The sequence below is a fragment of the Posidoniimonas corsicana genome (genome assembly GCF_007859765.1).
GTDB classification, from domain to species: Bacteria; Planctomycetota; Planctomycetia; order Pirellulales; family Lacipirellulaceae; genus Posidoniimonas; species Posidoniimonas corsicana.
In genome coordinates this window covers 3,171,478-3,198,266 of sequence record NZ_SIHJ01000001.1, presented here as the reverse complement: position 1 = coordinate 3,198,266, position 26,789 = coordinate 3,171,478, and the positions used below count along the sequence as shown (strand labels likewise).

The 26,789-nt window shown below is 67.4% G+C and carries 19 protein-coding genes and 1 tRNA gene; 12 read left to right on the top strand and 8 right to left on the bottom strand.

Annotated elements, in window-relative coordinates:
* The first annotated feature begins 62 nt into the window (after positions 1-62).
* Positions 63-1,370, top strand: coding sequence for an AI-2E family transporter (locus KOR34_RS12350; RefSeq protein WP_146564884.1), 1,308 nt, complete (start codon positions 63-65; stop codon positions 1,368-1,370).
* 161 nt (positions 1,371-1,531) lie between these two features.
* Positions 1,532-2,992 (top strand): hypothetical protein, encoded by a 1,461-nt coding sequence (locus KOR34_RS12345; RefSeq protein WP_146564883.1) that lies wholly within the window; start codon positions 1,532-1,534, stop codon positions 2,990-2,992.
* A gap of 8 nt (positions 2,993-3,000) precedes the next feature.
* Here the strand turns inward: KOR34_RS12345 and KOR34_RS12340 are convergent, their stop codons facing one another.
* From KOR34_RS12340 to KOR34_RS12325, 4 genes are all read right to left on the bottom strand, one after another.
* A complete protein-coding gene (locus tag KOR34_RS12340) occupies positions 3,001-3,714 on the bottom strand; it encodes an RluA family pseudouridine synthase (protein WP_146564882.1) in 714 nt (237 codons plus the stop codon).
* A gap of 33 nt (positions 3,715-3,747) precedes the next feature.
* Entirely contained in the window at positions 3,748-4,542 is a 795-nt protein-coding gene (locus KOR34_RS12335) for an SDR family NAD(P)-dependent oxidoreductase (protein WP_146564881.1), read from the bottom strand.
* A complete protein-coding gene (hflX, locus tag KOR34_RS12330) occupies positions 4,539-5,885 on the bottom strand; it encodes a GTPase HflX (protein ID WP_146564880.1) in 1,347 nt (448 codons plus the stop codon). The genes KOR34_RS12335 and hflX overlap by 4 nt, the downstream gene beginning before the upstream one ends.
* Before the next feature lie 225 nt (positions 5,886-6,110).
* Positions 6,111-7,358: a BBP7 family outer membrane beta-barrel protein gene (locus tag KOR34_RS12325; protein WP_146564879.1), complete on the bottom strand. Its 1,248-nt coding sequence runs from the start codon at positions 7,356-7,358 to the stop codon at positions 6,111-6,113.
* Positions 7,359-7,921: 563 nt separating this feature from the next.
* On the opposite strand from KOR34_RS12325, the gene KOR34_RS12320 reads away from it, so the two are divergent.
* Positions 7,922-14,041 (top strand): S8 family serine peptidase, encoded by a 6,120-nt coding sequence (locus KOR34_RS12320; RefSeq protein ID WP_146564878.1) that lies wholly within the window; start codon positions 7,922-7,924, stop codon positions 14,039-14,041.
* 186 nt (positions 14,042-14,227) lie between these two features.
* Here KOR34_RS12320 and KOR34_RS12315 read toward each other — a convergent pair whose 3' ends face one another.
* The gene (locus KOR34_RS12315) at positions 14,228-16,276 is read right to left on the bottom strand and encodes a PTS sugar transporter subunit IIA (RefSeq protein ID WP_146564877.1); all 2,049 of its coding nucleotides are present in this window, start codon (positions 16,274-16,276) and stop codon (positions 14,228-14,230) included.
* Positions 16,277-16,765: 489 nt separating this feature from the next.
* On the opposite strand from KOR34_RS12315, the gene groL (KOR34_RS12310) reads away from it, so the two are divergent.
* From groL (KOR34_RS12310) to KOR34_RS12275, 8 genes are all read left to right on the top strand, one after another.
* Complete coding sequence (groL, locus tag KOR34_RS12310) at positions 16,766-18,469, top strand: chaperonin GroEL (RefSeq protein WP_228714591.1); 1,704 nt, start codon at positions 16,766-16,768, stop codon at positions 18,467-18,469.
* Positions 18,470-18,555: 86 nt separating this feature from the next.
* Positions 18,556-18,858 carry a co-chaperone GroES gene (groES, locus tag KOR34_RS12305; RefSeq protein WP_146564876.1) on the top strand — a complete coding sequence of 101 codons (303 nt, stop codon included), beginning with the start codon at positions 18,556-18,558 and terminating at the stop codon, positions 18,856-18,858.
* A 102-nt stretch (positions 18,859-18,960) separates the two neighbouring features.
* Positions 18,961-20,580 (top strand): chaperonin GroEL, encoded by a 1,620-nt coding sequence (gene groL / locus KOR34_RS12300; protein WP_146564875.1) that lies wholly within the window; start codon positions 18,961-18,963, stop codon positions 20,578-20,580.
* Positions 20,581-20,727: 147 nt separating this feature from the next.
* Positions 20,728-21,873, top strand: a complete 1,146-nt coding sequence (gene dnaJ, locus KOR34_RS12295) for a molecular chaperone DnaJ (protein ID WP_146564874.1) — start codon at positions 20,728-20,730, stop codon at positions 21,871-21,873.
* A gap of 1 nt (position 21,874) precedes the next feature.
* Entirely contained in the window at positions 21,875-22,420 is a 546-nt protein-coding gene (grpE, locus tag KOR34_RS12290) for a nucleotide exchange factor GrpE (RefSeq protein ID WP_146564873.1), read from the top strand.
* 42 nt (positions 22,421-22,462) lie between these two features.
* Positions 22,463-22,774 carry an FmdB family zinc ribbon protein gene (locus KOR34_RS12285; protein WP_146564872.1) on the top strand — a complete coding sequence of 104 codons (312 nt, stop codon included), beginning with the start codon at positions 22,463-22,465 and terminating at the stop codon, positions 22,772-22,774.
* A gap of 16 nt (positions 22,775-22,790) precedes the next feature.
* Complete coding sequence (locus KOR34_RS12280; RefSeq protein ID WP_146564871.1) at positions 22,791-22,964, top strand: DNA gyrase inhibitor YacG; 174 nt, start codon at positions 22,791-22,793, stop codon at positions 22,962-22,964.
* 13 nt (positions 22,965-22,977) lie between these two features.
* On the top strand, positions 22,978-23,973 hold the full coding sequence (locus KOR34_RS12275; protein WP_146564870.1) for a hypothetical protein: 996 nt from the start codon (positions 22,978-22,980) through the stop codon (positions 23,971-23,973).
* A gap of 10 nt (positions 23,974-23,983) precedes the next feature.
* Here the strand turns inward: KOR34_RS12275 and KOR34_RS12270 are convergent, their stop codons facing one another.
* The gene (locus tag KOR34_RS12270; protein WP_146564869.1) at positions 23,984-24,340 is read right to left on the bottom strand and encodes a DNA-binding response regulator; all 357 of its coding nucleotides are present in this window, start codon (positions 24,338-24,340) and stop codon (positions 23,984-23,986) included.
* A gap of 18 nt (positions 24,341-24,358) precedes the next feature.
* Positions 24,359-25,030, bottom strand: a complete 672-nt coding sequence (locus KOR34_RS12265; RefSeq protein WP_146564868.1) for an MBL fold metallo-hydrolase — start codon at positions 25,028-25,030, stop codon at positions 24,359-24,361.
* A 216-nt stretch (positions 25,031-25,246) separates the two neighbouring features.
* Here KOR34_RS12265 and KOR34_RS12260 point away from each other — a divergent pair, with 216 nt between their 5' ends.
* A complete protein-coding gene (locus KOR34_RS12260) occupies positions 25,247-26,203 on the top strand; it encodes a DUF1571 domain-containing protein (protein ID WP_146564867.1) in 957 nt (318 codons plus the stop codon).
* A 426-nt stretch (positions 26,204-26,629) separates the two neighbouring features.
* On the opposite strand, the gene KOR34_RS12255 is transcribed toward KOR34_RS12260, so the two are convergent.
* Positions 26,630-26,713: transfer RNA gene (locus KOR34_RS12255), tRNA-Leu, on the bottom strand.
* Positions 26,714-26,789 lie beyond the last annotated feature (76 nt).

Here is a 26,789-nt window from a genome sequence, read left to right as displayed (position 1 = left end):
TATCGGCTCCAGCTTAACCGCGCAGCCGGCGCAAGAGAACGCCGAGAAGGAACCCCGCCCGCATGCCGACCGACTCCTCGCCCAACCTCTTGGCCGACGCCGCCGACCACCCCCGCGCGATCCCGCGCGTGGTGTCGCTGATCGCGCTGGTCGCCGTGCTCGTGCTCACCGGCCTGTTCTTCTTCAAGGTGATGGCCCTGTTCGTGGTGCCGTTGTTCTTGGCGGGCGTGCTGGTGGTGATCTTCGAGCCGGTGTTCAAGTGGTTTGTGGCCAAGCTGCCCGGCAAGAAGTCGCTGCCGGCGCTCTGCACGACCGCTGTGATCCTGCTGGCCGTGCTGCTCCCATGCGTGCTGCTGGGGTGGCAAGCGTTTGAAGAGCTGTCGGCAATCGCCAACGTGACGACCAACGCCGCCGGCGAGGATCAGTCCGGCAACGCGCTGGTGCGGCTGTGGAACGTCGACTTCGACAAGCTGCAGGCCGAGTGGCAGGCCCAGCCGCTCAAGGAAGACGAAATGCCTTCGCGGCTGCGGCGGGTCGCGCTCGCGTACCAGCAGCTCGTCGGCCGCCCGCTCACGAACGACGAGTTTGACGTGCTGAAGCGGCAGGTGCTCTCGGTCGCCGGTGAGGAGGGGCCGCACTCGCTGCTGGTGGGGCTGAAGGCGGTGGGCTCGATCGGGCTGGGGCTCCTGGTGATGACGGTCGCCGTGTTCTACTTCTTTGTCGACGGGCCGGCGATGATCCAGACCATGATGCACCTATCGCCGCTGGACGACGCGTACGAGGAGGAGCTGCTCGAACGCTTCGCCCAGGTGAGCCGGGCCGTAGTGGTCGCGACGCTGCTGTCGGCGGTGGTGCAGGGCCTGCTCGCCGGCATCGGCTACTACTTCGCAATGGACAATGGCCCCATCTTCTTGCTCACCGTGATGACCATGCTGCTGGCGATGGTGCCGTTTGTCGGCGCGATGGCCGTGTGGGGCTTTGTGGCGATCGTGCTGTTCGTCCAGGGCCAGACCTTCGCGGCGGTCGGGCTGGCGATCTACGGCGCAGCGATCGTTTCAACGGCGGACAACGTCATCAAGCCTATTGTGCTGCACGGCCAGTCCAAGCTGCACCCGCTGCTCGCGTTGCTCAGCGTGCTGGGCGGCGTCACGGCGCTGGGGCCGATCGGGATCCTGGTTGGCCCAATGCTGGTGGCGTTCCTGCAGGCGCTGTTGACCATGCTCCGCAAGGAGCTGGAGAACCTAGAGGAAGAAGGCGGTTTAGCTTTGGGCGCCGCCCGCGTGGTCACCTCTCCCGCGGCCGCCGAGCCGGCCCCGCCATCCGCCGAGGAAGCCCCTCCCGCAGAGGACCCGGCGGGCGGCGGAGAGTGATAGCACCCGCGGAGCAAGCGGGCCCGCTAGCAACTCCCGGCGTCTGGGGCGGCCGCAATCGGTGTTAGCGGCCGGGCCGGAGTGTGTTAAGCTGGCCCGAAGGCCGAAGGAATCGTGCCTGGGATCACTCCCCAATTGGCTGCATCAACGGAAGAAATCGCATGCCCACCGCCTTCTTGTTTGCCGCGCTGGCCGCGACCGCGGTCACCTACGAATGGCGGCCCGTCGACGACGCCCAAGGTGGGCACGAGTATGTCGTGACCGTCGAGCAGGAGCTCCTCCAAGCGGCCGAGGAGGGAGGCCCGTCGACATTCCGCAGCGATGTGCCCCAGGACGTGAAGCGGATCCGCAGTGTGGTGGTGAAGCTCGGCGACGGCCCGCAGCGGCACGGCGTGCTGAAGCCCCCCGTCGACGCCGAGGCGATCGATGACGAGCAGTTCGCCCCGATCCGCCACACGGTCTACCAGCAGACCTACCCGCCGCAGGGGTACCCACCGCAGGGCTACCCGCCGGTCCCAACCGCGATGGAGCAGGGGTTTAGCGAATACAACACCCCGGCCGCCGAGCCCCGCAAGAGCATCGGCTCGCAACTCGCCAAGGGCACGGAGAAGGTTATCGACGGCACCGGCCGGGTGATCAAGGACACCGGTGAGGCGATCGAAGGCACCGCGCTGAACATCCGTGATGGCTTCCGCCACATGGTGAACCCCACCGCCACGACCACCACAACGACCGCCGCCGTGGCGACGCCCCAAGCGCCAGGCGCCTATCAACCCTACGCCTACAACCAGCAGACGCCGACCGCCGCGTACCCGCCGATCCCGTCGCTAACGCCCACGGCCGCGTCGCCGCAGGGCTATCCTGGATCGTCGGGGCCGCCGGTGCTCACCACGCCGACCGGCGCTCAGTCTCCGCCGCCTGGGCAGAGCCCGCCGCCGCTCCCACCCAGCGGCCTGCCGTCCGCCAGCGGCGGGAACCCATCGGTCGACCCGTCGCAGTACTCCGGCCAGACCGCCCCGCGTGGCGGGCAGGCGTTCGTGAGTTTTAGTGAGCAGGAGGAGGAGACCTTCGCGCCGATCCGTGACTCGCGTTCCGACAACTCAAACAGCTATCGAACCAACCAGGTCCAGTCGCACCAGCCGCCTGCGCAGGGCCAGTACGCGCCGAACAACCAGTACCCGCCGGGGGGGCAGCAGAGCCAGCCCCCCGCGGCGAACGACGATCCTTGGCCGCCCTGGCCTGATTCCAACCAGTCGGCACCCCCCTACAACCACGGGCAGTACGCCGGCGGCGCCAACGGAGGCTACCCGCCCCGTCCGACGACGGCGTCGTACGGGCCTTCCGCCGGCGGCCAGGCGCCCGACCCCGCCTCGTGGAACCCCAACTCGATCGACGGCCAGGCCAGCGTTGGTGGCCAGCAGAACGACCAGCAGTCGGCAGGCGCCGACCCGCCGCCCAGCAGCGGCAAGTCGAGCTGGTACGCCGTGGTGGCGGTGGCCGCTATTGGCTCGATCGCGTGGAACTTCTACCTCGGCATGAACTACATCGACGCGCGCAACAAGTACCGCGCCGCGCTGCGTCGCAGCGGCCGCGCGTACAGCGAGGTGATCGACGACATGTAGCCGACCGGCTACGCGAGCAGCCCAGGCTCCACGCCGAGCGCGTCCCAAGCGGGCGGCAGCGGCGCGGTGATCTGCACCTGCTCGTCGCGCATCGGGTGCCGGAACCCGAGCTCCCGCGCGTGCAGCGCGATCGCCCGGTCGCGGGCCTCGTCGGTCTCGTGCCCGAACAGACGGGTCGCGCCGTACTGCTCGTCCCCCAGGACGGGCAGCCCCCGAGAAGACGCCTGCACGCGGATTTGGTGGGTGCGGCCGGTCTCGAGCTGGATCTCCAGCAGCGTCTGGTCGCCCCACCGCTGCAGCACCCGGTAGTGCAGCACGGCCAGCTTTCCCCGCGGGTCGTCCTCCGGCACGACGATCGTCTGGGCCATGCCGTGCCGCTTGTGCAGGTGGTCGGTCCAGGTCCCCTCGTTCGTGGGCGGGGCGCCCTCGACCACGGCCCAGTAGGTCTTGCTGACGGTGCGCTGCTGGAACTGAGCCGACAGCCGTTGGGCCGCCCGCACGTGCCGCGCAAACAACGTGGCGCCCGACACCGGCCGGTCGAGCCGGTGGATAATGCCGACGTAGATCTTCTCGTCGTCGGACTTCTCCTCGCGACACTTCCAGAACTCGCGGACCCAGATCTCCAGGCTGTCGATGCCGCGGGGCGCCTGGGTCAGCAGGCCCGACGGCTTGTTGACCACCAGGCAGGGGCCATCGTCGTAGAGAACTTTGAGGTCGGGCATAGGGCGCGGCGGCGGGATAGTCGTGGGGTGGAGCTAACCACCATAGCGACGCATCGCGCGGTCCATCAGCCCCGGCGCCAGCCGGGCGCCCAGCACAAACGCCTTGGCCTTCCACCCGGGGACGATCTCGCGGCGGCGACGCTCCAGCCCGCGGACCGCGGCCCGGGCGACCGCCTCGGGCGGCATGCCCTGGGGGCTGCCCCACGGGAGCTGCTCCCGCTGCTTGTCGATCAGGTGGCTGAAGAACTCGGTGTCGGTGGTGCCGGGCGTGAGCAGCACCACGTCGATCCCGCGGCCGGCCAGTTCGGCGCGGATCGCCTCGCTCCAGGCGCGGAAGGCCGCCTTGCTAGCGCAGTACTCGCTGTTGTGGGGGATGCCCCGGTGCGCGAGGATCGAGCCGACATTGAGGATTGCCGGGTCGTCCGCGCCCCGCATCAGCGGGATGGCCAGCCGCGTCAGCTCCGCGGCGGCGAGGAAGTTGACGCGCAGGATCTGCTCCAGCCGCTCGGCGCCGGCGTCGGCGAACAGGCCGTGCGCGCTTACGCCGGCGTTGTTGACCAGCAGGTCGAGCGGTCGGTCGGTCAGGCGGGCCGCGGCGACCAGCCGCTCGCGGAGCGCCGGGTCGGCGATATCGCCGACCACCACGGTCGGCTGCGGGGCGCCCCGTTTCACGGCCTCGGCGGCGACCGCCTGCAGCTGATCATGCCGGCGGGCGGTGAGCACCAGTTGGGCGCGGCGGTTGGCCAGCTCCAGCGCAATGGCGCGGCCGATGCCCCCCGAGGCGCCGGTCACGACCGCCAGGGCGCCCTCGAGTCGGCGCCAGCTCATGCGACGTCGTCGATCGATTCGTCGCGCTGCTGCAGCGGCCGGACATCGGGCTCGGCGCCGTCGTCCTCGTGCTCGCGGACCAGCACGCCCTCACGCTCCAGCGGCCGGAGCTTGGCCTTGGGGATGCGGCAGTGCACGGTGGCCCGCTCGTTGGAGTAGGCGCGGCTCAGCACCTCCGCGTGGCGGGACAGGTAGGCCAGGGTGCCGCCGTCGGCCACGTCGAACTCCACCTCGACGTCCAGGAAGTGCTCGCTGAGGGTTTCGCTGACCGCGTCGGCCAGGCGGTCGAGGCCGTCGCCGGTCTTAGCGCTGATCTTCACCGCGCCAGGATACCGTTCCTCCAGCACGTGCAGCTGGTGCGCGTCCTGGACCATGTCGGCTTTGTTGAGCACCAGGAGCGAGTTCTTCTGCTCGATTCCCAGCTCCTCCAGCACGTCGTACACGGCGCTGATCTGCTCGAGCACGGCGGGGTTGCTGGCGTCGGCGACGTGCAGCAGCAGGTTCGCCTGGCGGGCCTCTTCGAGCGTCGCCTTGAAGCTGGCGATCAGCTTGTGCGGCAGGTTCCGGATGAAGCCGACGGTGTCGCTCAGCAGCACCGGGCCCCAGCCGGGCAGCTGCCAGCGGCGGGTGCGGGTGTCGAGGGTGGCGAACAGCTGGTCCTTCGCCATCACGGTCGACTCGGTCAACGCGTTGAGCAGCGTGCTCTTGCCGGCGTTGGTGTAGCCCACCAGCGAGACCGTCATGCGGTCGTTCCGGGCGGCCACCTCGCGCTCGCGGCGTTGGTGGATCTTGTCGAGCTCGGTGCGGAGGTCGTTGATGCGTTTCTCAACCAGCCGGCGGTCGGTCTCGAGCTGCTTCTCGCCCGGGCCACGCATGCCGACGCCCGCCTTGATGCGGGACAGGTGGGTCCACATCCGCTTGAGCCGCGGGAGCGAGTACTCGAGCTGGGCCAGCTCGACCGCCAGACGCGACTCGTGGGTCTGGGCGCGGCTGGCGAAGATGTCGAGGATCAGCTCGGTGCGGTCCAGCACCTTGACGCCGGTCGCCTGCTCCAGGTTGCGCGTCTGGGCCGGGGAGAGGTCGTTGTCGAAGATCACCACGTCGGCCTCAGTGCCCGAGACCATGTGGGTGAGCTGCTCCAGCTTGCCCCGACCCAGGTAGCTGTGCGGGTCGGGCTTCTCGCGACGCTGGGTCATCAGACCCACAACGTCTGCGCCGGCGGACTCCGCCAGGCCTGCAAGTTCTTCGAGTGGCTCTTCTTCGTGGGGCTGGCCTGCGAGCTGCACGCCTACCAGCACGACCTGTTCACTAGAGACGCCCTGTTGGCGATCGAGATCCTTCACGAGGTGGGCTGTTGCCTGGCGGGGTGATAAGGGGGTGAACTCCGCGTTCCGATTACTTCCAGTATAAACCGCGGCCGCGGCCTGCCTAGATTCGTCGCCAACGCCGGGGGGCGGCCCCGGGCCCTTGTTTTGCCGGGATCCGCCGCCCTGGCCGCCCGTTGCGGCCTTTCCTCCCCGCTGGACACGACCCGGCGGGGCCGGGTTCGCGTCCAGCCGTGCTGGCGCCTACCAGACGTACTCGACGCCCGCGTGGAAGCCGTGGAACAACGCGTCGGACTGCGTCCAGAACACCGTCTCCCGCGGCACGCCCTGGCCTTCCACGTACGGCGACGCCGCGTTGAAGTTGTCGACCGCGGTCACGATCGAGCTGAGGAACAGCACCTCGTAGCCCGCCTTGAGCGAGATGCACGGCGTGATGTCCGCCACGGCCATCAGCCGGGCCTCGCCGATGAACGCGACCTGCTCATCCGAGAAGGACTCGTTGATGTCGACCGTTGCGGCGGGGCTGGTCTGGGCGTTGTTGACGATGTCGATCGTGTTGCCGTACACGCCCGCCTTGCCCTCGAGGCCAAACCGCAGGCCCTGGATGACGGTCATCCAGGCGTCGGCGCCGAGCTGAAAGCCGGCCAGGTCGTTCTCGGCCTCGATGTAGTTGTTGTACGTGCCATTGGCCTGCGTGTAGTAGTTGAACTCGTCCTTCAGGCGGGTGTAGCGGAAGCCGGCCAGCCACGTCCCCGACACCCGCGGGCTGTGGCCCACCCAGTAGCGGCGGTAGCTGATCTCGGCGCTCTGCAGGGTGGTCTCGATGGTGGTCGCCGCGGAGACGGCGCGGTCGGTCTCGGCGAAGCTGCTGGCGTTCACGCCGATGGCGCCAACCGGGTTCTGTCCGAAGTCGGAGAACGGCGAGTAGAGGTTGCCCTCGGTGGGGCTGACCGGGTTGGGGTCGATGAACGAGGCGCCGCCCCCCATGTCGAAGAAGCCGGTGTAGCCGAACTCGAGCACCGCCAGAGGGCAGATGTCGTAGCGACCGGTCAGGCGGAAGCCGGCCTCGTAATCGGTGGCGAGGTCGTTGGTGTTGAGCACCTCGGTCCCGCCGGGCAGCACGTTGAGCGTCGCGAGCGAATGCGAGAACGAGCCGTAGTCGTCGCGCTGGTAGCTGACGTACTCCAGGCTGGCGTCGAAGTAGTGCGGGCCGCACTGCTCTGTGCAGGGGCACACCGCGTTGCTCGCGTACGGGTCGCAGCCGTAGCCGCCCCCGTAGCCCGGCGGGCACCCGCCGGGGCAGTAGTTGGCCGGCGACACGGCGGGGTCGCCGTGGGCGTCCATCATCTGGCCGGCGCCAGAGTAGAACATCGCCTGGGTGAAGCCGCCCTGTGGCCCGCCGTAGGGGACCTGGGCGTGGGTTGGCTGGCAAGCCAGCACGGCGGTCACGATCGCCGTAGCGATGGACGCAGCAGTGACGCGAATCCTCATGGATCTCCCCCCCAAAGTCGTGTCCCGCCGCTTGGCTGGCGGGTTTGCATAAGCCTTGCAGTGGGAACCGCCGCCAAGATGACTGGCCGCCAAGCGAACAGTCGCCGCGGGGGTCCCTGCGCCCAACCGGCTAGATCGGGCGCTCGGAAGAGACTATCGGACCTGAAATACCGGACGAACCAGTCGTTCCGGAACATCCGGCAGATTTTTCCCAGCCTCGCTGAGCGGAAGCGGAGTTGACTCTAGAGCGTCCCCGCGTCCGCCGGCGGGACGCCGCCAAATAGGGCTAAACCCTTGGTGTGCAATATGTTTGACGCTTATTTCAGGGGCAATTAGGATGCAGGGGTTGCGCACTGCCGGTCAAAACGGCCTAAACAGTGTGTCCCGCCTATTTGCTTGAAACTCTTCTGAGTGACAAGTCGTCCCAACTAGATCCTATTGGGCAGGGCCGCCCCCACTCGGCAACAACAGACCCGGAACAGCTGACATCGACGCCACGGCCCGGGGCCGGGCGTCGTCCAGATACGTAGAACGCGTACGGTAACGCGGACAGGGAACGAAACGTGACGATCAACCGACGAACCGGCATCCAGTCCTCTTCGAAGCTCATCAGCGGCCCCTCCAAGCAGCGCAAGAAGAACTGGAACTTCGAGCAGCTCGAGGCCCGGCACCTGATGACCGGCAACCCGGTCGCCGACCCGTACGACGCGCTCTCGCAGGACGACATGGACGGCCTGGTGGCCTCGGCCGTGTCCGCCACGTCCGCCAGCGGCGTGCTGCCGAACGACCCCTACATCGGCTTCCAGTGGCACCTGATCAACACGGGGCAGATTGTTGGCGACCCGATCGAGCAGGACATCCACGGCGTGCCCGGCGAGGACATCAACGTCGCCGGCGCATGGGGACTGGGCTACACCGGCGCCGGCGTCGTGGTGGCGGTGGTCGACTCTGGCGTGCAGCTCGACCACCCGGACCTGGCGGCGAACATCTCGACCACGCTCGGCTACGACGCAATCAACGACTACGAGATTGGCGACGTTCCACCCTTCGGTTTGGGGCTCGATCCGGGCGAGGCCGACCAACGCATCCCGGACAACGCCCACGGCACCGCCGTTGCGGGCCTCATTGCGGCGGTGGGCAACAACGGGATCGGCGGCGCCGGCGTGGCGTACAACGCGACCATTGTGCCGGTGCGTCTGATCGACACGGGGCTCACGGACGCGGCGGTGGTCCGCGCGCTCGGGTTCCACAATGACGAGATCGACATCTACAACCACAGCTGGGGCCCTTCCGATTTTGATCGGACGCCAAGCGGCCCCAACGGTCCCCTCGATCAGATCCTGGCCACTCTCCGGATCTCCGCGACCGAAGGACGCAACGGCCTCGGCAACATCCATGTCTGGGCGGCAGGCAACGGTGCGGGGCAGACCTATGCGAGCCCGCTGTTCCTGACGGTTGGCTCGTGGGACTACGCGGGCTACGACGGGTACGTCAACTCGCGGCACACGATTGGCGTCACCGGCGTCGACCACGATGGCCAGTACAACAACGTCGACGGCACCTACACGAACTACCCGGAAGTGTCGGCCTCGGTGCTGGTCGCGGCGCCTACTGGGTCCAACGTAGCAGAGATCGGCAACTCGGCGATCGCCGGCAGCGGCCTGTGGACCACGGACTTCTACAATCCGCTGCTCGACCCAACCCTGCCGGTGACGAACCCCTCTTCGCCGCTGTACAACCCGCTGCTCGTGCAAGAGGGCTACAACGGACCCACGGTTGACCTGACCGAGCCGTACGACGGGATTTTCGACCGGTTCGAGGACAGCTCGTACACGTCTCGCTTTAACGGAACCAGCGCGTCCGCGCCAATCGCGTCGGGTGTTATCGCGCTGATGCTCGAGGCCAACCCCAACCTGTCGTACCGCGATATCCAGAACATCCTCATCCGTTCGGCGCGGCAGAACGCCCAGTTCGAGGACCTGGGCGACGGCCTGTCGCAGGGCACCTACGGGAATACGATCAACAACACCTGGATCACTAACCGCAACGAGTTTTTCCACAATCCCGACTCGACGACGGGCCTTCTCTACAGTCCGGGTAATGCGGTCGATCTCATGGAGCTGTTCGACGACAACGGCACCGATACCGGCCGCGACTTTATCGACTCGGCGGTCGGAAGTGCTGACACGATGACGCTCTACCCGAACCTGACGCCGCAGTCGTTCAACCTCGGGTCTCCCACCGACCCGTTCCCCGAGAACGACAATGTCATCATGACGAGCATGATCGACCCGAACATGTTCACCACCGGTGCGGGTTTCACGGTCAGCATGGGGCGCGGCGAGTTTGGAACCGGCGTGGGGTACGCGCACGGCGTCATCGACGCGGAGCTTGCAGTCAAGCTGGCGGCCCAATACACCGAGTACCTGCCCGACGAGCTCACCTGGACCACCGCCAAGCAGCAACCCGCGGCATTTCCGGTTGGCGGTGAAGAGATAGCCGGCGGTGCGAACAACCTGGTCGTTCCCGGACGGTTAGAGTCATTCAATCAGGCCAGCGCCATTGACCCGATCTACTCAGAAGCTCCTGCGTTTCCGGAGCCGGAGACGCTGAGCTTTGGTCAGGACTTCTTCCCGATCGTGGTGCCTGAGACGCTGACAACGAACCCGGCGGAGGGGTTTAACAGCAACATGGTGGTCGAGTGGGTAGAGGTTCGTCTCAGCCTGGCGGCCGGCAACTACGATGACGGCCGCATTACGCTGGTTTCACCGGATGGCACGCACTCGGAGCTGACCAACTACTACGACCTGGACGAAGGAAACCGCCTTTATCAAACGACTTGGGCTGCGGACCTAGTGGGCGTCCCAACCGGTGGGGGCGCGGCCGTTAACCCTGAGTGGACGTTCTCTACCAACCGTCACTGGGGCGAGCGGAGCGACAACACCATTGCAATCGACCCGTCGACCGGCGAACCGTACCCCTTCACGCTCTCTGGGATCGACCCCGTGACGGGGGAGGTGTCGTACAGCGCTCCCGAGCGGTCGTGGCAGATCCACTTTGAGAGTTTTGGCGGCACCGACAATATCATTGACTACGAGGTGATCTTCCACGGGTCGCCTCTCAACCCCGAGACCCAACGCATCCAGGGGTTTGTGGGCGTCGACGAGTACCGCGCCGACCAGTACGACATCGACGGCGACGGCGACTTTGATGAGGTGCTGCAGGACGGTGTGTTTAACTTCGACCGTTGGATTCAGTACCAGCAGGACATCTACAATTCCACGACGATCGAGCCAACCGACGGCGACATGCTCGACTTCGCGACATTCTCGCGACTGAACATGTTCGGGATCAACGCCAACAACAGCACCACGGCTGTGCAGTGGGTTGAGGATGATCTGCTGCCCGAGGGCGGGTACTTTGAGACAACGGTAATCGCGTCGGAGTCGCTGGCCAACGGCGAGATTGAGTTCAACCGGTTAGGCGAGGTCGAGCGACTGCTCGACACCACGCAGGAGCAGTTTGCCGAGAACGTCACGGTGCAGCTGTTCCGGGAACTCGCCGACGGGCTGGGTGGCTCTTCGGTCGAGGCGACTCCGTACAAGTCGTTCATCACCGGCGACGACGGCAACTACTACTTTGATGTGGTGCCGCCGGTCGACGAGGCCGACGCGATCGTAGGCGACGTGATCGCCTACATGGTGCGTGTGGTTGACGGCGAGGGCCGGGAGGTGGTTGCGACCGACGCCAACGCACCCGTCGCGGACCCCGACGACCCCGACGCCATGAACTTCCTGCCGAAGTACCAGGGCGAGTGGCGCGTCACCGACGACTACTTCTTCGCCTGGGACCACTACGGGCGGAGGCCCGAGTTCGTTACGCAAGAGAACATCGACACGGGCGAGCTCGAGTATGTCGTCCCGATTGTAGATTTCTCGGGCCAGCCGGGGGCGTTCGACGCCGACGGGCTGGCGGTGACCGCGATGGTCACCAACCTTGGGTCTGGGCAAGGGCCGGTTGGCGAGGGCCACAACTTCCGTCCGTCTCAGTCGGTGCGGTTTGTAAACGAAATGGGGGATGAGGTTGAGCCCTATGATGAGAACGGCGCGCCGCTGTTCACCGACGCGTCTGGAGCGCCGGTCGTCATCCTCGACTGGGATCCCACGCCGACCGGGTTTAACGCTCAGCAGTACCTCGCTTTGGCGGTTGATCCGACGGACCCCAACGGCGGCCTAACGGTCACCGACCCGGACGACACGTTTGAGTACACGCTCGATGGCGAAACCGGCCTAATCATGGGCATGCCCACGGATCCGGACGCCGACCCGGTCGAGATCGTGATCAACGGCAACTGGTCGCACGTTGTCACGACGCTCCCCGCCGACGGGGACCCGGAGGTGGAGGAGGTCGACGCCCTGCTGGAGATCTATGATCAAGCCGGCCAGCTAGTCACGGTCGAGCAGGACCTGGCGGGCAACTACTATTTTGTCAGCGTCAGCAACATCCGCACGGACCTTTTATTCACCCCCCTCGTCGACACCTACGGCCTAGAGGGAGACACCTCGCTCTCGATCTACAATCCGGCCACCGTCTACGACGTATTAGCCGACGAGAACGGCGCCCCCATCCCCTTTATGGACGCCGGCACCGGCTTTACCACTCGGGACGACGTCCGCGGCATCAACTTCCTACTAAGCTCTGGCGCCGCGCCTGAGTTCCAGGGCCGGATCTACACCGACGCCAACGGCGACCGGGCCTACAACCCGACGTCGGGCGACGTGGCCAAGAGCGGCGTGCTGGTCTACGCCGACCTCAACGAGGACGGCGCGTTCCAGCTCAGCACCGAGCCGTTCGCGGTCTCGGACACGAACGGCCTGTACTCGATCGACATGAGCGGGCTGGACAGGCCGCGGTTCGTTGAGTTCCGCGTCGAAGACCTGTCGGGCTTCACGCTGGTTTCGCCGAGCAGCGGGTCCTACCTTGAGTATGTGTCGCCGACGAACCTGGCGGGCGAGTCGTTTGATTTTGTGTACGAGATCGGTGGCAACGGCGGTGGCAGCGGAGGCGGCGCGGCGTCGGTGACCGGGCAGGTGTTCCACGACACCAACCTGGACGGCGTCAAGAACTTCAACGAGTTTGGCGTCTCGGGCGTGACGGTGTTCGCCGACTCCAACGGCAACGGCCTGCTGGATGAAGGCGAACGCCGCACCACCACCAACGACGGCGGCGTCTACGAGCTGTCGCTGCTCACCACCGGCTCGATCGACATCGCCGTGAGTGTCGAGTCTCCGCTGGTTCAGACCACTCCGTTCAACGACCAGAACGGCAACGGCATCCTCGACCCGGGCGAAGGCTCGCGGACCATCAACGCGCAGAGCGGTGTGGTCAGCTCGGGCGTGTCGTTCGGCGTGGTCAGCCTGGCGGGCCGCGACTGGGGCGACCTGGCCGACTTCCCGACGCTGGCCTCTGAAGGCGGCGCGTGGCACCAGATCATCGCCGGCGTTCGACTGGGCGCGGCCATCGACGGTGAAGTGGACGGCCAGCCGTCCAGCGCGGCCGACGGCGACGACCTGGACGGTGACATCGACGACGAAGACGGCGTCGTCCCGCGGTTTGGCGCCGACGGCGTCATCAGCGACGGCGAAGAGTTCGGCTTCACGGTCACCACCGCCGGCACCGGCTACTTCCTGAACGCCTGGATCGACTTCAACGGCGACGGCGACTGGGACGACGCCGGCGAGCACGTGTACAACGACATCGACCTCAACCCGGGCACCTGGGTGGCCGGCGTCACGACCGGGTCGGACGGCAAGATCGCGCTGCCGACGATCACCGCTCCTGACGTGTCCGAGGGCGCGGCCCTCGCCGCCCGCTTCCGCTGGGGCGTAGGTGGCCTGGGCTACAGCGGCGGGGCGACCATCGGCGAGGTCGAGGACTACGTGTACCAGGCTTCGCTCAACGCGGTGTTCCTGCCCGCCGGCGACTACGACGGCAACAGCGTCGTCGACGACGACGACTACCTGATTTGGCGGTCGAGCTACGGCCAGACCGGTCCCGACCTGGCGGCCGACGGCAACGGCGACGGCCGCGTCGATGCCGCCGATTACAGTGTCTGGCGTGACAACTTGGGAGCCGGCGAGGCGGTAGCGGAGGCGGCTTCGAGCACTAGTTTGATCGCTGCGCCTTATCATCAGGTGCCCTACACTCCTGAGCAACTCGCCGCGATGGGCGTTGAGGTGCTCGTGCAGAAGGTTGGCCACGGCGAAAACGCCCGGTACGTGCCGGTCTACCGCCTGATTAACACGGGCAACGCAGTAGAAGAATCCGTCGCCGCCGCGCCGGTCGACGGCGATCAGTCGCTGTCCGACGCCGTAGCCAAGAGCGGCGAACAGGCGGAGGCCGATCCCTTTGCCGTGGGCGCCTCCGATCAGGCGACCGCGACCTGGGTCGTCGACACCTCGGCCCGCCCGACCCGCAGCCTGCCGTCGGTCAGCCTCGACAGCGGCGAGGCGGAGCTTGTCGCGGCCGCCGGCCGCGCCAGCGACCTCGACCTGTACTTTGCCGAGATCGACATCGCGGACGAGGAGGATTCGCTCGAGTTCGTGAGCTTTGCCCCGGACGAAGAGGTCGAGGAAGTCGAGGCCCTGGCCTTGGCGCTTGCCGACGACGACCTGAACGCCTAGGCGAGCGGGCCCCCGTCGAATCCGCAGCCATCACAAAGCCGCGTGGGTACTCCCACGCGGCTTTTTCTTGCTAGTTTGCGCTGTGGGGGCGCCTGCTCAGCCTCGCGACGCTGGTTTCCGGGCCCACAGCGTTGCGTGCTTAGCATTCACCGCTCCGCCAAGCCTGCCCAGCGACTTGCACGGCGGCTACGCGGCCCAGTGGGTGGCCTCGTCCTCCGGCTCCTCGGCGGCGTCGAGCGCCTCGAGGTGCGGCCGCTTGTAGAACCGGTTCAGCGCGAACCGCACCGGCACCAGCAACGCGACGAACATGGGGAACAGGATGCTGATCGCCGGGTTCTTGTTGAGGTTCACCACCCACAGCACGGCCAGGCAGACGAACTGCACGCCGGTGAACGAGTGGATCACCCAGATCGGCGCCCGGCGGATGTAGTGGGTCATCGGGTACAGGTCCGGGTCCTTGACCCACAGGCTGAGCCGCTCGAAGAACTGGTTGCCGGCCATCGACACCACGCCCATGAACAGAAACACGCCGTACAGCACCGCCAGCGGCACGTACCGCAGGTAGGGCAGCAGCAGCAGGGCGCACGCGATCAGGCCGTGGATGGCGATGCCGGTCAGCCGGTTCTCGCGGACGTGGATGATGCGCTCGTGGGGCGAGCTGCCGGGCCGGGCCACCTCTTCGAAGGTCGCCAGGCTGCGGACGTGGTTCAGCGAGCGGACCGTGGCGGCCGCAAACCAGGGCAGGCCGAACAGCGAGCAGAGCCCGGTCAGCCCCGCCAGCACGGCCAGGTCGAGGTGGTAGCCGTGCCCGTGCCGCAGCTTGTGGTCGGGGCTGTTCACCAGCCGGGCGGTGATGTTCTGCACCAGGTAGATCAGCACGGCGATCAGCAGGCCGGGCGCGGCCGCCGCCAGGCGGAGCCACGGGGGCGCCGCCCACAGGTCGACCAGCCAAGGCCTTCCCGAGGTGGTGCCGAACTGGTCGGGCGCCTGCAGCGTGTCGAGGAACACCTCGTCCAGGTTGAACGCGACGATGCTCATAGCGCCCAACGCAATCATCGGCCCGAAGTCGGCCAGGAACTCGCGCATCCAGGGCAGCAGGTAGCTGCTGCGGCGGAGGCCCGAGAGGCTCATCGCGATGTAGAACGTGCCGAGCGCCAGCAGCAGCGTCAGGAGGGCCGTGTCGTGGTGCTGGTCCGCCTCCAGGCCCTGGAACTCGTCGGCGAGCTTGACGATCGCGTAGTGGATGAAGATCAGCGACATCAACGCGCTGAAGATCTCGTCGGTGAACCGCGTGAAGTACTTCATCAGGAAGCTGGCGTCCAGCACAGACATCAGCAGCAGGAACCCTGCCGCCCACAGGCCGACCCAGCCGTAGGTCGGCAGGAACGGCGCGTCCCACGCTTGGCACAGCTCGTAGAGCTTGACGGTCAGCACCAGCACCGGGCCGGTGAAGCCGAGGATGATCAGCGGCTGCCCGCCCAGCAGCGCGTACAGCACCCCGCTCAGCGCGGTGCCGACAATGATCTCGACCGTGCCGATCTCGTTGCCGGTGCCCGCCGCCAGCAGGCCGCCGAAGGTCAGCGCCGGGGCAAGGCACGCGAAGAACAGGAACACCGCCGACCCAACGCACTTGGCGTGCAGCCCGTCAACGAAGTCCTTGACGTACCACGGCCGCTTGCGGGCGACGTCCTGCCGCAAGCCGCCGGCGAATCGCCCGGTCCATTCGAGGCCGACGTCGGCGACCGGCGTTTCTTCCGGGGCGGCCGTGTTGCGGTCGATGTAGCTTTCTAGCGAGGCCGCCAGGTCGTCGGGCGTGCGGGCCTTGCCCACCTCGTACCGGAACTCGTCGTCGGCCATGAGCCGCGCGACGCTGGCCAGTGTGTCCAGGTGCGCGGACGTGGCGTTGGGCGGTCCCAGCAGGAAGAACAGGTGTTGCGTCGGTACGCCGTCGGGAGCGCCCAGGTTGATCGGGTGCTCGAGCCGGACGAACAGCACGACCGGCTCCTTGATCGCGTCCAGGTAGACGTGCGGAACCGCCACGGCGTGGCCGATCGCGGTCGAGGCCTCGGCCTCGCGGCGCAGCAGCGCCGTCTGGACATCCGCCGCCCGTTCGGCGTCTACGCGTCCCGTGTCCACCAGGTGTTCTACCGCCACCCGGAACGCCGTGGGCAGGTCGTGGGCCGGAACGTCCAGCAGGGTGTTGTCGGGGCTGAAGCAGTCTCGCAATACCTGCACAAATCACCTCGTGGATCTCATGACGACGGGCCGGGCGCCCGCGGGGTGCTGAGAGTATAGGGGGTTTGCGACCCACAGCTTAAGTGCGACATCGCCCCGCCAAGGGGTATTGCGACAGCATTTACGCGCCATCCGGCGATTCGGTAGGAAAATCCCCGCTGAGCGAGCCGCCAGCCCCGAGGGGGGCATTCCGGTTTGGCCGCACCGCGAGCCAATCCTCTCCCGCTGCCAGTTTGGCAGCCCTTGCCGGCCGGCCTTGTTCGGCGGAAGCGAGCCGAGCTCTGTAAGGCATTCTCAAATAGCGACTTAGGGCGTTGTTCGGGTTGCTGGCACGGTGATTGCATTCAGCAGGGGCGGACAGGCTGCGCCTGCCAATAACGGACCGCAGCCCCATTCAACGCACACCCCGACCCGTCGGCCCCGCCGGCGGGAACGCGAAGAAGACTCCCGGCCCGCATGGGTCAAGAATCACCCTCAGGAGGTCAAACAGTGGCTAAGCAGATGGTTTTCGAGGACGACGCCCGGAGGGCGCTCGCCGCAGGCGTCGAGAAGCTGGCCAAGGCGGTCCGCAGCACGCTGGGGCCGCGGGGCCGCAACGCCGTGCTGGACAAGGGCTGGGGCTCGCCCAAGGTCACCAAGGACGGCGTGACCGTCGCCGAGGACATCGACCTGGACGACCCGTACGAGAACCTGGGCGCCCAGCTCGTTAAGGAAGCCGCCAGCAAGACCAACGACGTCGCCGGCGACGGCACCACCAGCGCCACCGTGCTGGCCGAGGGCATCTTCCGCGAGGGCCTGAAGATGATCGCCGCCGGGGCCGACGCGATGGCGCTGAGCCGCGGCATCCACAAGGCCGTGGCCGCCGTGGGCGACGCGGTCGCCAAGATGGCCGACCCCGTCGACGTGAAGGACAAGAAGAGCCTGCAGCACATCGCCTCGATCGCCGGCAACAACGACGCCGAGATCGGCAAGATCCTGGCGGACGCGTTCACCCGCGTCGGCAAGGACGGCGTGATCACCGTCGAGGAAGGCCGCGGCTCGGAGACCACCGTCGAGACCGTCGAGGGCATGCAGTTTGACCGCGGCTACCTCTCGCCGCACTTCGTGACCAACGAAGACGACATGGAGGCGGTCCTCGAGAACTGCCTGGTGCTGATCCACGAGGAGAAGATCTCCAACGCCAAGAGCCTGGTGCCGGTGCTCGAGGCGGTCTCGAAGGCGGGCAAGCCGCTGCTGATCATCGCCGAGGACGTCGACGGCGAGGCCCTGGCCACGCTGGTCGTGAACAAGATGCGGGGCATCGTCAACGTTTGTGCGGTGAAGGCCCCCGGCTACGGCGACCGTCGCAAGGCCATGCTGGGCGACATCGCCACCCTGACCGGCGGCACCGCCATCTTCAAGGACCTGGGCATCAAGCTCGACGCGGTCCAGCTCTCCGACCTGGGCAAGGCCAAGAAGGTCATCATCTCGAGCGACAACACCACGGTCGTCAGCGGCGGCGGCACCAAGGACGCCATCGCCGGCCGGGCCGATCAGATCCGCAAGGAGATCGAGAACACCGACAGCGACTACGACCGCGAGAAGCTGCAGGAGCGGCTCGCTAAGCTCGCCGGCGGCGTGGCCCAGATCAAGGTGGGCGCTGCGACCGAGAGCGAGATGAAGGAGAAGAAGGCGCTGTTCGACGACTCCCGCGCCGCCACGCAGGCCGCGCTGGAAGAGGGCATCGTGCCGGGCGGCGGCGTCGCGCTGCTCCGCTCGGAGAAGGCCATCGACAAGCTCGACCTCTCCGGCGACGAGGCGCTCGGCGCCAAGATCGTCAAGAACGTGCTGGAGTACCCCCTCCGCTACATCGCCGAGAACGCCGGCGTTGACGGCGCCGTGGTCGTGAACCGCGTCCGCCAGCTCAAGGGCAAGACCGAGGGCTACAACGCCGACAAGGACGACTACTGCGACCTGGTCGCCGCGGGCGTGATCGACCCCGCCAAGGTGGTCAAGACCTCGCTGCTCAACGGCGCGAGCGTGGCGGCCCTGCTGCTGACGACCGACTCGCTTGTCACCGAGATCCCGACGGAAGAGGAAGAGGCCGGCGGCCACGACCACGACCACGGGATGGGCGGCATGGGAGGCATGGGCGGCGGCATGCCCGGAATGGGTGGCATGGGCGGAATGGGCGGCATGCCCGGCATGATGTAGGCCGCGCACACACCCGAGTAGCGTCGTCCGTCAGGACGAGTCTTCATCCAACAGACACAACCACATACACGTAAGGAAACCTACCCATGGCGAAGTCCCTTAACCTGCGTCCGCTCGATGACCGCGTTGTTGTTCACCCCGTCGACGCCGAAGAGATGACCGCCGGCGGCATCGTGCTGCCGGACGCGGCCCGCGAGAAGCCCCAACGCGGCAAGGTCGTGGCGGTCGGCGTCGGCAAGCTGCTGGACAGCGGCGCCCGCGGCGAGCTGTCCGTCAAGATCGGCGACGAGGTCATCTACGGCAAGTACGGCGGCTCCGAGGTGGAGGTCGATGGCGTGGAGTACAAGATCCTCCGCGAGAGCGACATCCTGGCGAAGGTCGCTGTCTAGTGTCCGTGGTCCGTCGCCGGGGGGCCGAAGCAGGCCGCCGGCGACGCGACACGCACCGGACGACGGGCAACTCACAACGCACAACTACCACAGGAGCCACCCATGGCTAAACAACTCATGTTCGACGACGCCGCCCGCGCCAAGATGCTGGCCGGCGTCGACAAGCTGGCCGACGCGGTCGCGGTCACGATGGGCCCGACCGGCCGGAACGTCATTATCAACAAGTCCTTCGGCGGCCCCTCGGTCACCAAGGACGGCGTCACCGTGAGCAAGGAAGTCGAGCTCGAAGACCCGTTCGAGAACATGGGCGCCAAGCTCGTGCACGAGGTCGCCGACAAGACCTCCTCGCTCGCCGGCGACGGCACCACCACCGCCACCGTGCTGGCCCGCGCCATCCTCCGCGAGGGCACCCGCAACATCGTGGCGGGCAGCAACCCGATGGCGGTGCGGCGGGGCATCGAGAAGGCGGTCGCCGCGGCGGTCGAGTTCCTCAACGACTTCTCCAAGCCCGTTAAGGACAAAGAAGAGATCGCCCAGGTCGGCGCCATCAGCGCCAACAACGACCGCGTGATCGGCGACCTCCTGGCCGACGCCATGGAGAAGGTTGGCAAGGACGGCGTCATCACCGTCGAAGAGGGCAAGACCACCGAGACCACGCTCGAGCTGGTCGAGGGCATGCAGTTCGACAAGGGTTACCTGTCGCCCTACTTCGTCAACGAGACCGCCAGCATGGAGTGCGTCCTGGACGACGCCTACATCCTGCTGTTCGAGAAGAAGATCAGCAACCTCCGCGACCTCCTGCCGGTCCTGGAGCAGGTGAGCCAGAAGGGCAAGCCGCTGATGATCATCTCCGAGGACGTCGAGGGCGAGGCCCTGGCGGCCCTGGTGGTCAACAAGCTCCGCGGCGTTCTGAACGTCTGCGCCGTGAAGGCCCCCGGCTTCGGCGACCGCCGCAAGGCCATGCTGGGCGACATCGCCACGCTGACCGGCGGCACGCTGGTGAGCGAGGACCTGGGCCTGAAGCTGGAGAGCGTCACGCTCGAACAGCTGGGCCGCGCCAAGAAGATCAGCGTCTCGAAGGACGCCACGACCATCGTGCAGGGCGCCGGCGCCGCGTCCGACGTGCAGAAGCGGATCGACCAGATCCGCAAGAGCATCGAGTCGACCAGCAGCGACTACGACCGCGAGAAGCTGCAGGAGCGGCTGGCCAAGCTGACCGGCGGCGTCGCGATCGTGTCGGTGGGCGCCTCGAGCGAGGCCGACATGAAGCAGAAGAAGGCCCGCGTCGAGGACGCGCTGCACGCCACCCGCGCGGCGGTCGAAGAGGGCATCCTGCCCGGCGGCGGCGTCGCCCTGCTGCGTTGCCGCGAGGCGGTCGAGGCCGCCAGGAGCTCGGCCAAGGGCGACGAGAAGATCGGCGTCGAGATCATCCTCGGCGTGCTGGACGCCCCGGTCAAGCAGATCGCCAACAACGGCGGCCTGCCCGGCAGCGTGGTGGCCGACGAGATCAGCCAGAAGGGCAAGAACTTCGGCTACGACGCCAACAAGGGCGAGTACGTCGACATGGTCAAGGCCGGCATCATCGACCCCGCCAAGGTGGTCAAGACGGCCCTGTCCAACGCGGCCAGCATCGCCGGGCTGATGCTCACCACCGAGGCCCTGGTCACGAACTTCGACTCGAAGGACGACGACAAGAAGGCCGTGATCGGCAGCCTGCACTAGGCCCGGCCGATCCGAGTTGTACCGACGACCGGGCCACTCCGATTGGGGTGGCCCGGTTTTTAGGCTCAGGATCCAATGGGGCCGCCCGCCAACGCGGCCGGCGCCCCGACAAACGCTTAGCACGGCTGCTAACAGACGCGAGATATGATGGCCACCCAACGCTGCTACTACGAAGTGCTTGGCGTCGAACGCACCGCGTCCGGCGAGGTGATCTCCAGCGCCTACCGCAAGCTCGCCATCAAGTACCACCCGGACAAGAACCCGGGCGACGATGAGGCGGTCGCCCAGTTCAAGGAGGCGGCCGAGGCGTTCGAGGTGCTGTCGGACGCCGACAAGCGTTCCCGCTACGACCGCTTCGGCCACGCCGGGGTGAACGGCGCGGGGGGCGGCGGCGGGGGCCACTTCCACGACGTCGAGGACATCTTCTCGGCCTTCGGCGACATCTTCGGCGACATGTTTGGCGGGCAGCGTGGCGGCCGTGGCCGCGCCCGGCCGGGCCGCGACGTGCGGTGCGACGTTACGCTCACGCTGCACGAGGCCGCCGAGGGGTGCGAGAAGGAGGTCGAGTTCCAACGCCACGAGGCGTGCGAGAACTGCAGCGGCTCCGGCGCCGCGCCGGGCAGCTCACGCGAGCAGTGCGGCTACTGCGGCGGCGCCGGCAGGGTGATCCAGTCGGCCGGCATCATCCGCATGCAGACCACCTGCCCCGCCTGCCACGGCGAGGGCTCGACGGTCGGCCGCCCGTGCACCGACTGCCGCGGCGCCGGCCAGAAGCTCCGCCGGGTCGTGACCAAGGTGAAGATCCCCGCCGGCGTCGACGACGGCATGCGGGTGCGGATCTCGGGCGAGGGCGAGCCGAGCCCCGGCGGCGGCCCCCGCGGCGACTGCTACTGCTTCGTCTCGGTGCTGCAGCACCCGCTCTTCGAGCGGGAGGGGCAGCACCTGGTCTGCCGCGTGCCGATCAGCTACACGCAGGCCGCGCTGGGCAGCACGATCGAGATCCCGACCCTGCACGGCAAGACCGAGTTCGAGGTGCCCGCCGGCACCCAGTCCGGCGAGGTGTTCCGGATGGCGGGCGAGGGCATGCCCGATCCCCGGCGGCGAGGCTTGGGGGACCTGCTCGTGCAGGTTACGATCGAGGTCCCCAAGAAGCTGTCGAAGGAAGAGAAGCAGAAGCTCCGCGAGCTCGCGCAGCTGGAACACAAGAACGTGGCGCCCGAGCGTAAGACCTTCTTCGGTCAGCTGAAGGAATACTTCACGCACGAGCAGGAGCCCGCCGAGGTGGAGGACTGAGATGGCAGAGAAAGAGCAACCCAACGAAGAGGGCCTGGACGTGACGGTGGAGGACATCCAGCTGGATGACGCCGGGCAGCCCGCTGAGCCCACGCCGGAGGACCAGCTGGCGGCGGCCAACGACCGCATCCTGCGTCTGCAGGCCGAGGTGCAGAACCAGATTTCCCGCGGCGCCCGCCAGCTGCAAGAAGAACGCAAGTACGCCGCGCTGCCGCTGGCCCGCGACCTGCTGCCGGTGCTGGACAACGTGGACCGCGCGATCGAGTCGGCCGAGAAGGAGGGCCAGACCGGTGGTCTGCTAGAGGGGATCAAGCTGGTCCGCCAGCAGCTGGTCACCACGCTCACGCAGCACAAGTGCGAGCCGATCGAGGCGGCCGGCCAGCCGTTCAACCCCGACTTCCACGAGGCGATCCTGCAGCAGCCCTCGGACGACGCGCCGGCCGGCTCGGTCGTCCAGGACGTGCAGACTGGCTACAAGATGCACGACCGCGTCGTGCGGGCGAGCCAGGTGATTGTGTCGTCTGGCCCCGCCTCCGCCGACGCGTAGGTCGCCGGCTATTCCCAACCAAGAGTTACTGAGTTCACGCCCATGCCCACGTACGATTACCAGTGCGACGCGTGCGACCACGAGTTCGAGCTGTTCCAGGGGATCAACGACCCGGTCAAGAAGAAGTGCCCCGAGTGCGGCAAGCTGAAGCTGCGGCGGCTGTTCGGCACCGGCGCCGCGGTGGTGTTCAAGGGCTCCGGATTCTACGAGACCGACTACCGCAGCGACTCTTACAAGAAGGCCGCCGAGAAGGACAAGAAGGGCGAGTCCTCCAAGAGCGACGGCGGGAAGGCCAAGGGCGAGAAGGCGAAGAAGTCGACCGGCGACAAGGCCAAGAAGGCGTCGAAGGACTAACGCGCCGCGTCCGGTTATGAAGTGCCCCATCTGCCAGAACGAGTTCAAGCCCGACGAGTCGCCGGCGCTGCCCTTCTGCAGCGAGCGGTGCAAGCTGATCGACCTCGGGCGGTGGCTGGGCGAGGAGTACTCGCTGCCGTCGATCCCCGACCCGGAAGACGACGAGCAGCCGCCCGAGTGGAACAACTAAGGACGCCGTGGACGTGACGCCACCCAGCCCCGACCGGCCGGACTCGGAGGGCCTGTTTCCCTGGCGGTTCTTCGTGCGGGCGCTGGCCTGCACGGTGCGGGTGCGGGTGCTGGCGTTGGCCCTGGTTGGGACGTCGGTCGGGACGCTGCTCCTGCCGCCGCAAGCCCCGGTTGAGGCGTCGCGACTCGAAGCCTCGCTGGACCTAGCCACGGCGCTGCCGGGGCCCATCAACCACTGGCGGGCCGTGGTTGGAACCGTTGTCCATCCATTCCTACTGGGTGGCGCAGCCCGATGGCCCGCTGCCGCAGCCGCGGTGGGGATGCTCGTCTGGTGGTCGCTGGTGGGCGGGGCCATCGCCCGTATCGCCGCGGCGCAGCTAACGTTCCGCGCGCCGCCAGCAATGTTCGCCGCGATGGCCGGGTCGGCTCGGCTGCTGGGCGTGCGCTGTCTGCCGGTGGTTGGCGTGGGGCTGGCGGCCGCAGCGCTGCTGCTGCCGCTGTGGCTGCACGGCTGGCTGATGCACCTGCCATTGCTCGACTTCGTGTCGGCGTTGCTGCTGCCGATACCGCTAATCCTGGCGGCGGTGGCGGCAGTGATCCTGGTGCTGCTGACGCTCAACTGGCCGCTGCTAATTGCGTGCCCCGCGGTCGAGCGGACCGACTCGTTTGACGCCGCCAGCCGGGCGTTCGCCTACGTCACGCAGCGGCCGATTCGATTGGTCGCCTACTTGGTTACGGCGGTCTTGGTGGCGGCGCCAGTTGGTCTGGTGGTCGCCGCCGCGACGCTGCTGCTTGAGCGGTTCACGGGCCTGCTCCTCCCGACGCCATCGGAAGAGCCCGGTATTGCCGACTCCGTGGCCGCGTTCTGGCTCCGCACCGTGGCGATGCAGTTGCCGGCCGTGTTCTACGCCGCCTACGCGTGGTGCGCTGCGGTGGCGATCTACCTGCTGCTGCGCCGCGACATCGACGGCGTGCAGGTCGACGAGCTTGAAACCGCGTCGCGAGCGTAAGAGCGGACGTCTAGCCCTCCGCAGACGCCAACTCGGCCAGGATCGCCGCGGCGGAGTGGTGCAGTTGCCCCCGGCTCATCACGAAATCGCAGCCCGCCTGCTGGGCCTGCTCCAGCTTCGCCTTGTGCACGTGGGGGCCGAAGGCCAGCAGCTTGGCGTCGGGCGCCGCAGCACGCAGCTCGGCGACCAACGCGGGCACATCGCTGGCGCCTGCCAGGTCGATGATCGCCAGACTCGGGGCCGCGTCCGCTGCTCTGGCGGCGGCGTTGGCGGGGCCGGCGACCGACAGCTCCGCGGCGGCCTGCCGCGCGGCGCCCTCTAGCGTGGACGAGATCATCAGGTCGGTGGTGATCAGCAGAACGTGCATCGGCGGCGGTGTCGTGGCCTAGAGGTCAAAGCCGGCCGCGCGGCCGACGAAGGGGTTCGACTGCTTTTCTTCGCCGATCGTGGTGACCGGGCCGTGGCCGGGGTAGACCACCGTGCTGTCGGGCAGGGGGAACAGTTTTTGGTGGATCGAGTCGCGGAGCGCGTCGAAGCTCCCGTCGGGGAAGTCGGTCCGGCCGATGCTGCCCTGGAACAACACATCGCCGCCCAGGACCTGGGGGCCGCCGTCGGCCTCGTACACGAAGACGACGTGCCCCGCCGAGTGGCCGGGGGTTTCGAGCACGCTGAACCGGATCCCCGCAAACTCGATGCTATCACCCTCGCGCACAGTCTGGTCCGCCGGCGGGCTGATCAGCGCGATGCCGTAGTTGGCCGAGAGGTTGCCCTGCGGATCGGTCAGCTTGTACGCGTCGCCGTGCCCGATGATCAGCGGGCAGTCGGGCCAGCGGTCCTTGACGGCTTGGTTGCCGGCGATGTGGTCGGAGTGGCCGTGGGTCAACAGCACGGCGTCGGGCGTGAGGCCTTCCCGCTCGAGCAGCCCCAGGATCAGCTCCGGGCTGAACCCCGGGTCGACCACCACGCACCGAGTGTCCCCCTGCAGCCAGAGGATATAGGCGTTCTCGGCAAAGAACTCCGAGACCACCGCCTCGATTCGGATCGGGCTGCTATCCATGATTCTGAGGCGTCCCGCGGGGTTGGGCCCGGTTCCGCCGGCCGGGGGGGAGGGCGTTTTTCGCTCTTTCTAGGATTCTCCGGTTCCGTCTACGATAGTTGCTGAACCTGACCAGCCATAGGGTGCGTACAGGGACGGACGCCCCAAGCCGAGGCGTGAGACAAAGAACCAGTGGCTGGTCCCGCCGGCCCGCCTGCTTCCGTACGGAGACTCCCCATGACCCCCGCCGCCCGATTGGCGCTGGCCGTGACGCTCGCCGCGTTGCCGCTGGCGCCCGCCACCGCCCAGCAGCTCACCCAGCCCGTGTACCGCGTGCCCGACCAGCAGGCCGCCGCGCCGGTGCAGCTGGCCCAGGCCCCGGCGCCCGCCGCCGCGGCCTCCACGCCGATGGTGGACCCGCGGGTCACGCCGGTCTCGATGCCGGCCGGCGCAACGCGGCCCGAGGGGCTGGAAGAGTCGCCGTTCGACATCTACGAGCTGCCGGGCGAGCACCCGCTGATGCCGTGCATCCGGCTGGCCGAGCAGGGGCTGAGTGAGATCAACGCCAACGTCCGCGGCTACTCCGCGACGCTGACCAAGAAGGAGCGGATCGACGGCAAGGTGACCCCGGCGCAGCAGGTCGCGTTGAAGGTGCGTCACGAACCGTTCTCGGTCTACGTGAAGTTCGTGCAGCCGTTCGCCGGGCGGGAGGTTCTGTACAACTCGGCCGCCAACAAGAACAAGCTGATCGCGCTGGAGGGGAGCGGCTGGAAGCGGAAGATCGGCAAGGTGCACCTGCCGGTCGACGGCCGCCTGGCGATGGACGGCCAGCGGTACCCGATCACGATGACCGGCATGAAGTACCTGACCGAGGAGCTGCTGCGGATCGCCCGCGAGGACGTCAAGTACGGCGAGTGCGAGACCAAGTACGCGGTCGTGCCGGTCGACGGCCGGCCCTGCACGATGATCCGCGTCGAGCACCCGGTCCCGCGGCGGAACTTCCGGTTCTACATCGCGCGGATCTTCGTCGACCACGAGCTCCGCATCCCCACCGGCTACGACGCCTACAGCTGGCCGCTCAAGCCGGGCGACGGCCCGCAGCTCGAGGAGAGCTACTTCCACACCAACGTGGTGCTGAACCCTGGCCTGACCGACGCCGACTTCGACGAGAACAACCCGGCGCTGTTCCAGTAACCACGCCGGAAATCTAAACCGAGCACACGGAGCGTCGTGGCGACGCCGCACATAGCAGCGGCGGCGCCGCGACGCTTTTTTTCGTTGAGCGACGCCAACCGCCCCGCGAGCCGGCATGAGGGCGAACGCAATACGATCGCAGGTGAGGGCCGCAGCGCTACGTCGCTAGGGATTCAAGCGGTGGCTGCTAGAATGCCTAGCGAGGCGATGCATCGGCGGAGTAAGCAACCACTCGATTGCCTGAGCGGTTAGTACACCAGCCTCGCGCGGCGAAGTCATAGCTAAGCTGAGCATGGGCCGCCGACAATCGCCTAGCTTGGCGACATCTGGGCGAAACCAAGCCGAGACCGCTTAGTACCGCGCTGCCGAGAAGCGGCTCGCGTGGCGAGATGTTGGCGAAGCCAACTCGAGACCGCTAAAAACCAGTACCGCCGAGAGGAGTCGAACCTCCACCCTCTTGCGAGGACATGGACCTGAACCATGCGCGTCTGCCAATTCCGCCACGGCGGCGTGGGGAAGCATTGCTGCTGAGCCTTAGACCTTCGCAAATGTCGGCGGGTTCGGCAAGTGGGGCGCCGACATTTTT

Coding starts and splice junctions, on each gene's coding strand:
- KOR34_RS12350 (WP_146564884.1), top strand. CDS start 63: ATGCCGACCGACTCCTCGCCCAACCTCTTGGCCGACGCCGCCGACCAC.
- KOR34_RS12345 (WP_146564883.1), top strand. CDS start 1,532: ATGCCCACCGCCTTCTTGTTTGCCGCGCTGGCCGCGACCGCGGTCACC.
- KOR34_RS12340 (WP_146564882.1), bottom strand. CDS start 3,714: ATGCCCGACCTCAAAGTTCTCTACGACGATGGCCCCTGCCTGGTGGTC.
- KOR34_RS12335 (WP_146564881.1), bottom strand. CDS start 4,542: ATGAGCTGGCGCCGACTCGAGGGCGCCCTGGCGGTCGTGACCGGCGCC.
- KOR34_RS12325 (WP_146564879.1), bottom strand. CDS start 7,358: ATGAGGATTCGCGTCACTGCTGCGTCCATCGCTACGGCGATCGTGACC.
- groES (WP_146564876.1), top strand. CDS start 18,556: ATGGCGAAGTCCCTTAACCTGCGTCCGCTCGATGACCGCGTTGTTGTT.
- groL (WP_146564875.1), top strand. CDS start 18,961: ATGGCTAAACAACTCATGTTCGACGACGCCGCCCGCGCCAAGATGCTG.
- dnaJ (WP_146564874.1), top strand. CDS start 20,728: ATGGCCACCCAACGCTGCTACTACGAAGTGCTTGGCGTCGAACGCACC.
- grpE (WP_146564873.1), top strand. CDS start 21,875: ATGGCAGAGAAAGAGCAACCCAACGAAGAGGGCCTGGACGTGACGGTG.
- KOR34_RS12285 (WP_146564872.1), top strand. CDS start 22,463: ATGCCCACGTACGATTACCAGTGCGACGCGTGCGACCACGAGTTCGAG.
- KOR34_RS12280 (WP_146564871.1), top strand. CDS start 22,791: ATGAAGTGCCCCATCTGCCAGAACGAGTTCAAGCCCGACGAGTCGCCG.
- KOR34_RS12270 (WP_146564869.1), bottom strand. CDS start 24,340: ATGCACGTTCTGCTGATCACCACCGACCTGATGATCTCGTCCACGCTA.
- KOR34_RS12265 (WP_146564868.1), bottom strand. CDS start 25,030: ATGGATAGCAGCCCGATCCGAATCGAGGCGGTGGTCTCGGAGTTCTTT.
- KOR34_RS12260 (WP_146564867.1), top strand. CDS start 25,247: ATGACCCCCGCCGCCCGATTGGCGCTGGCCGTGACGCTCGCCGCGTTG.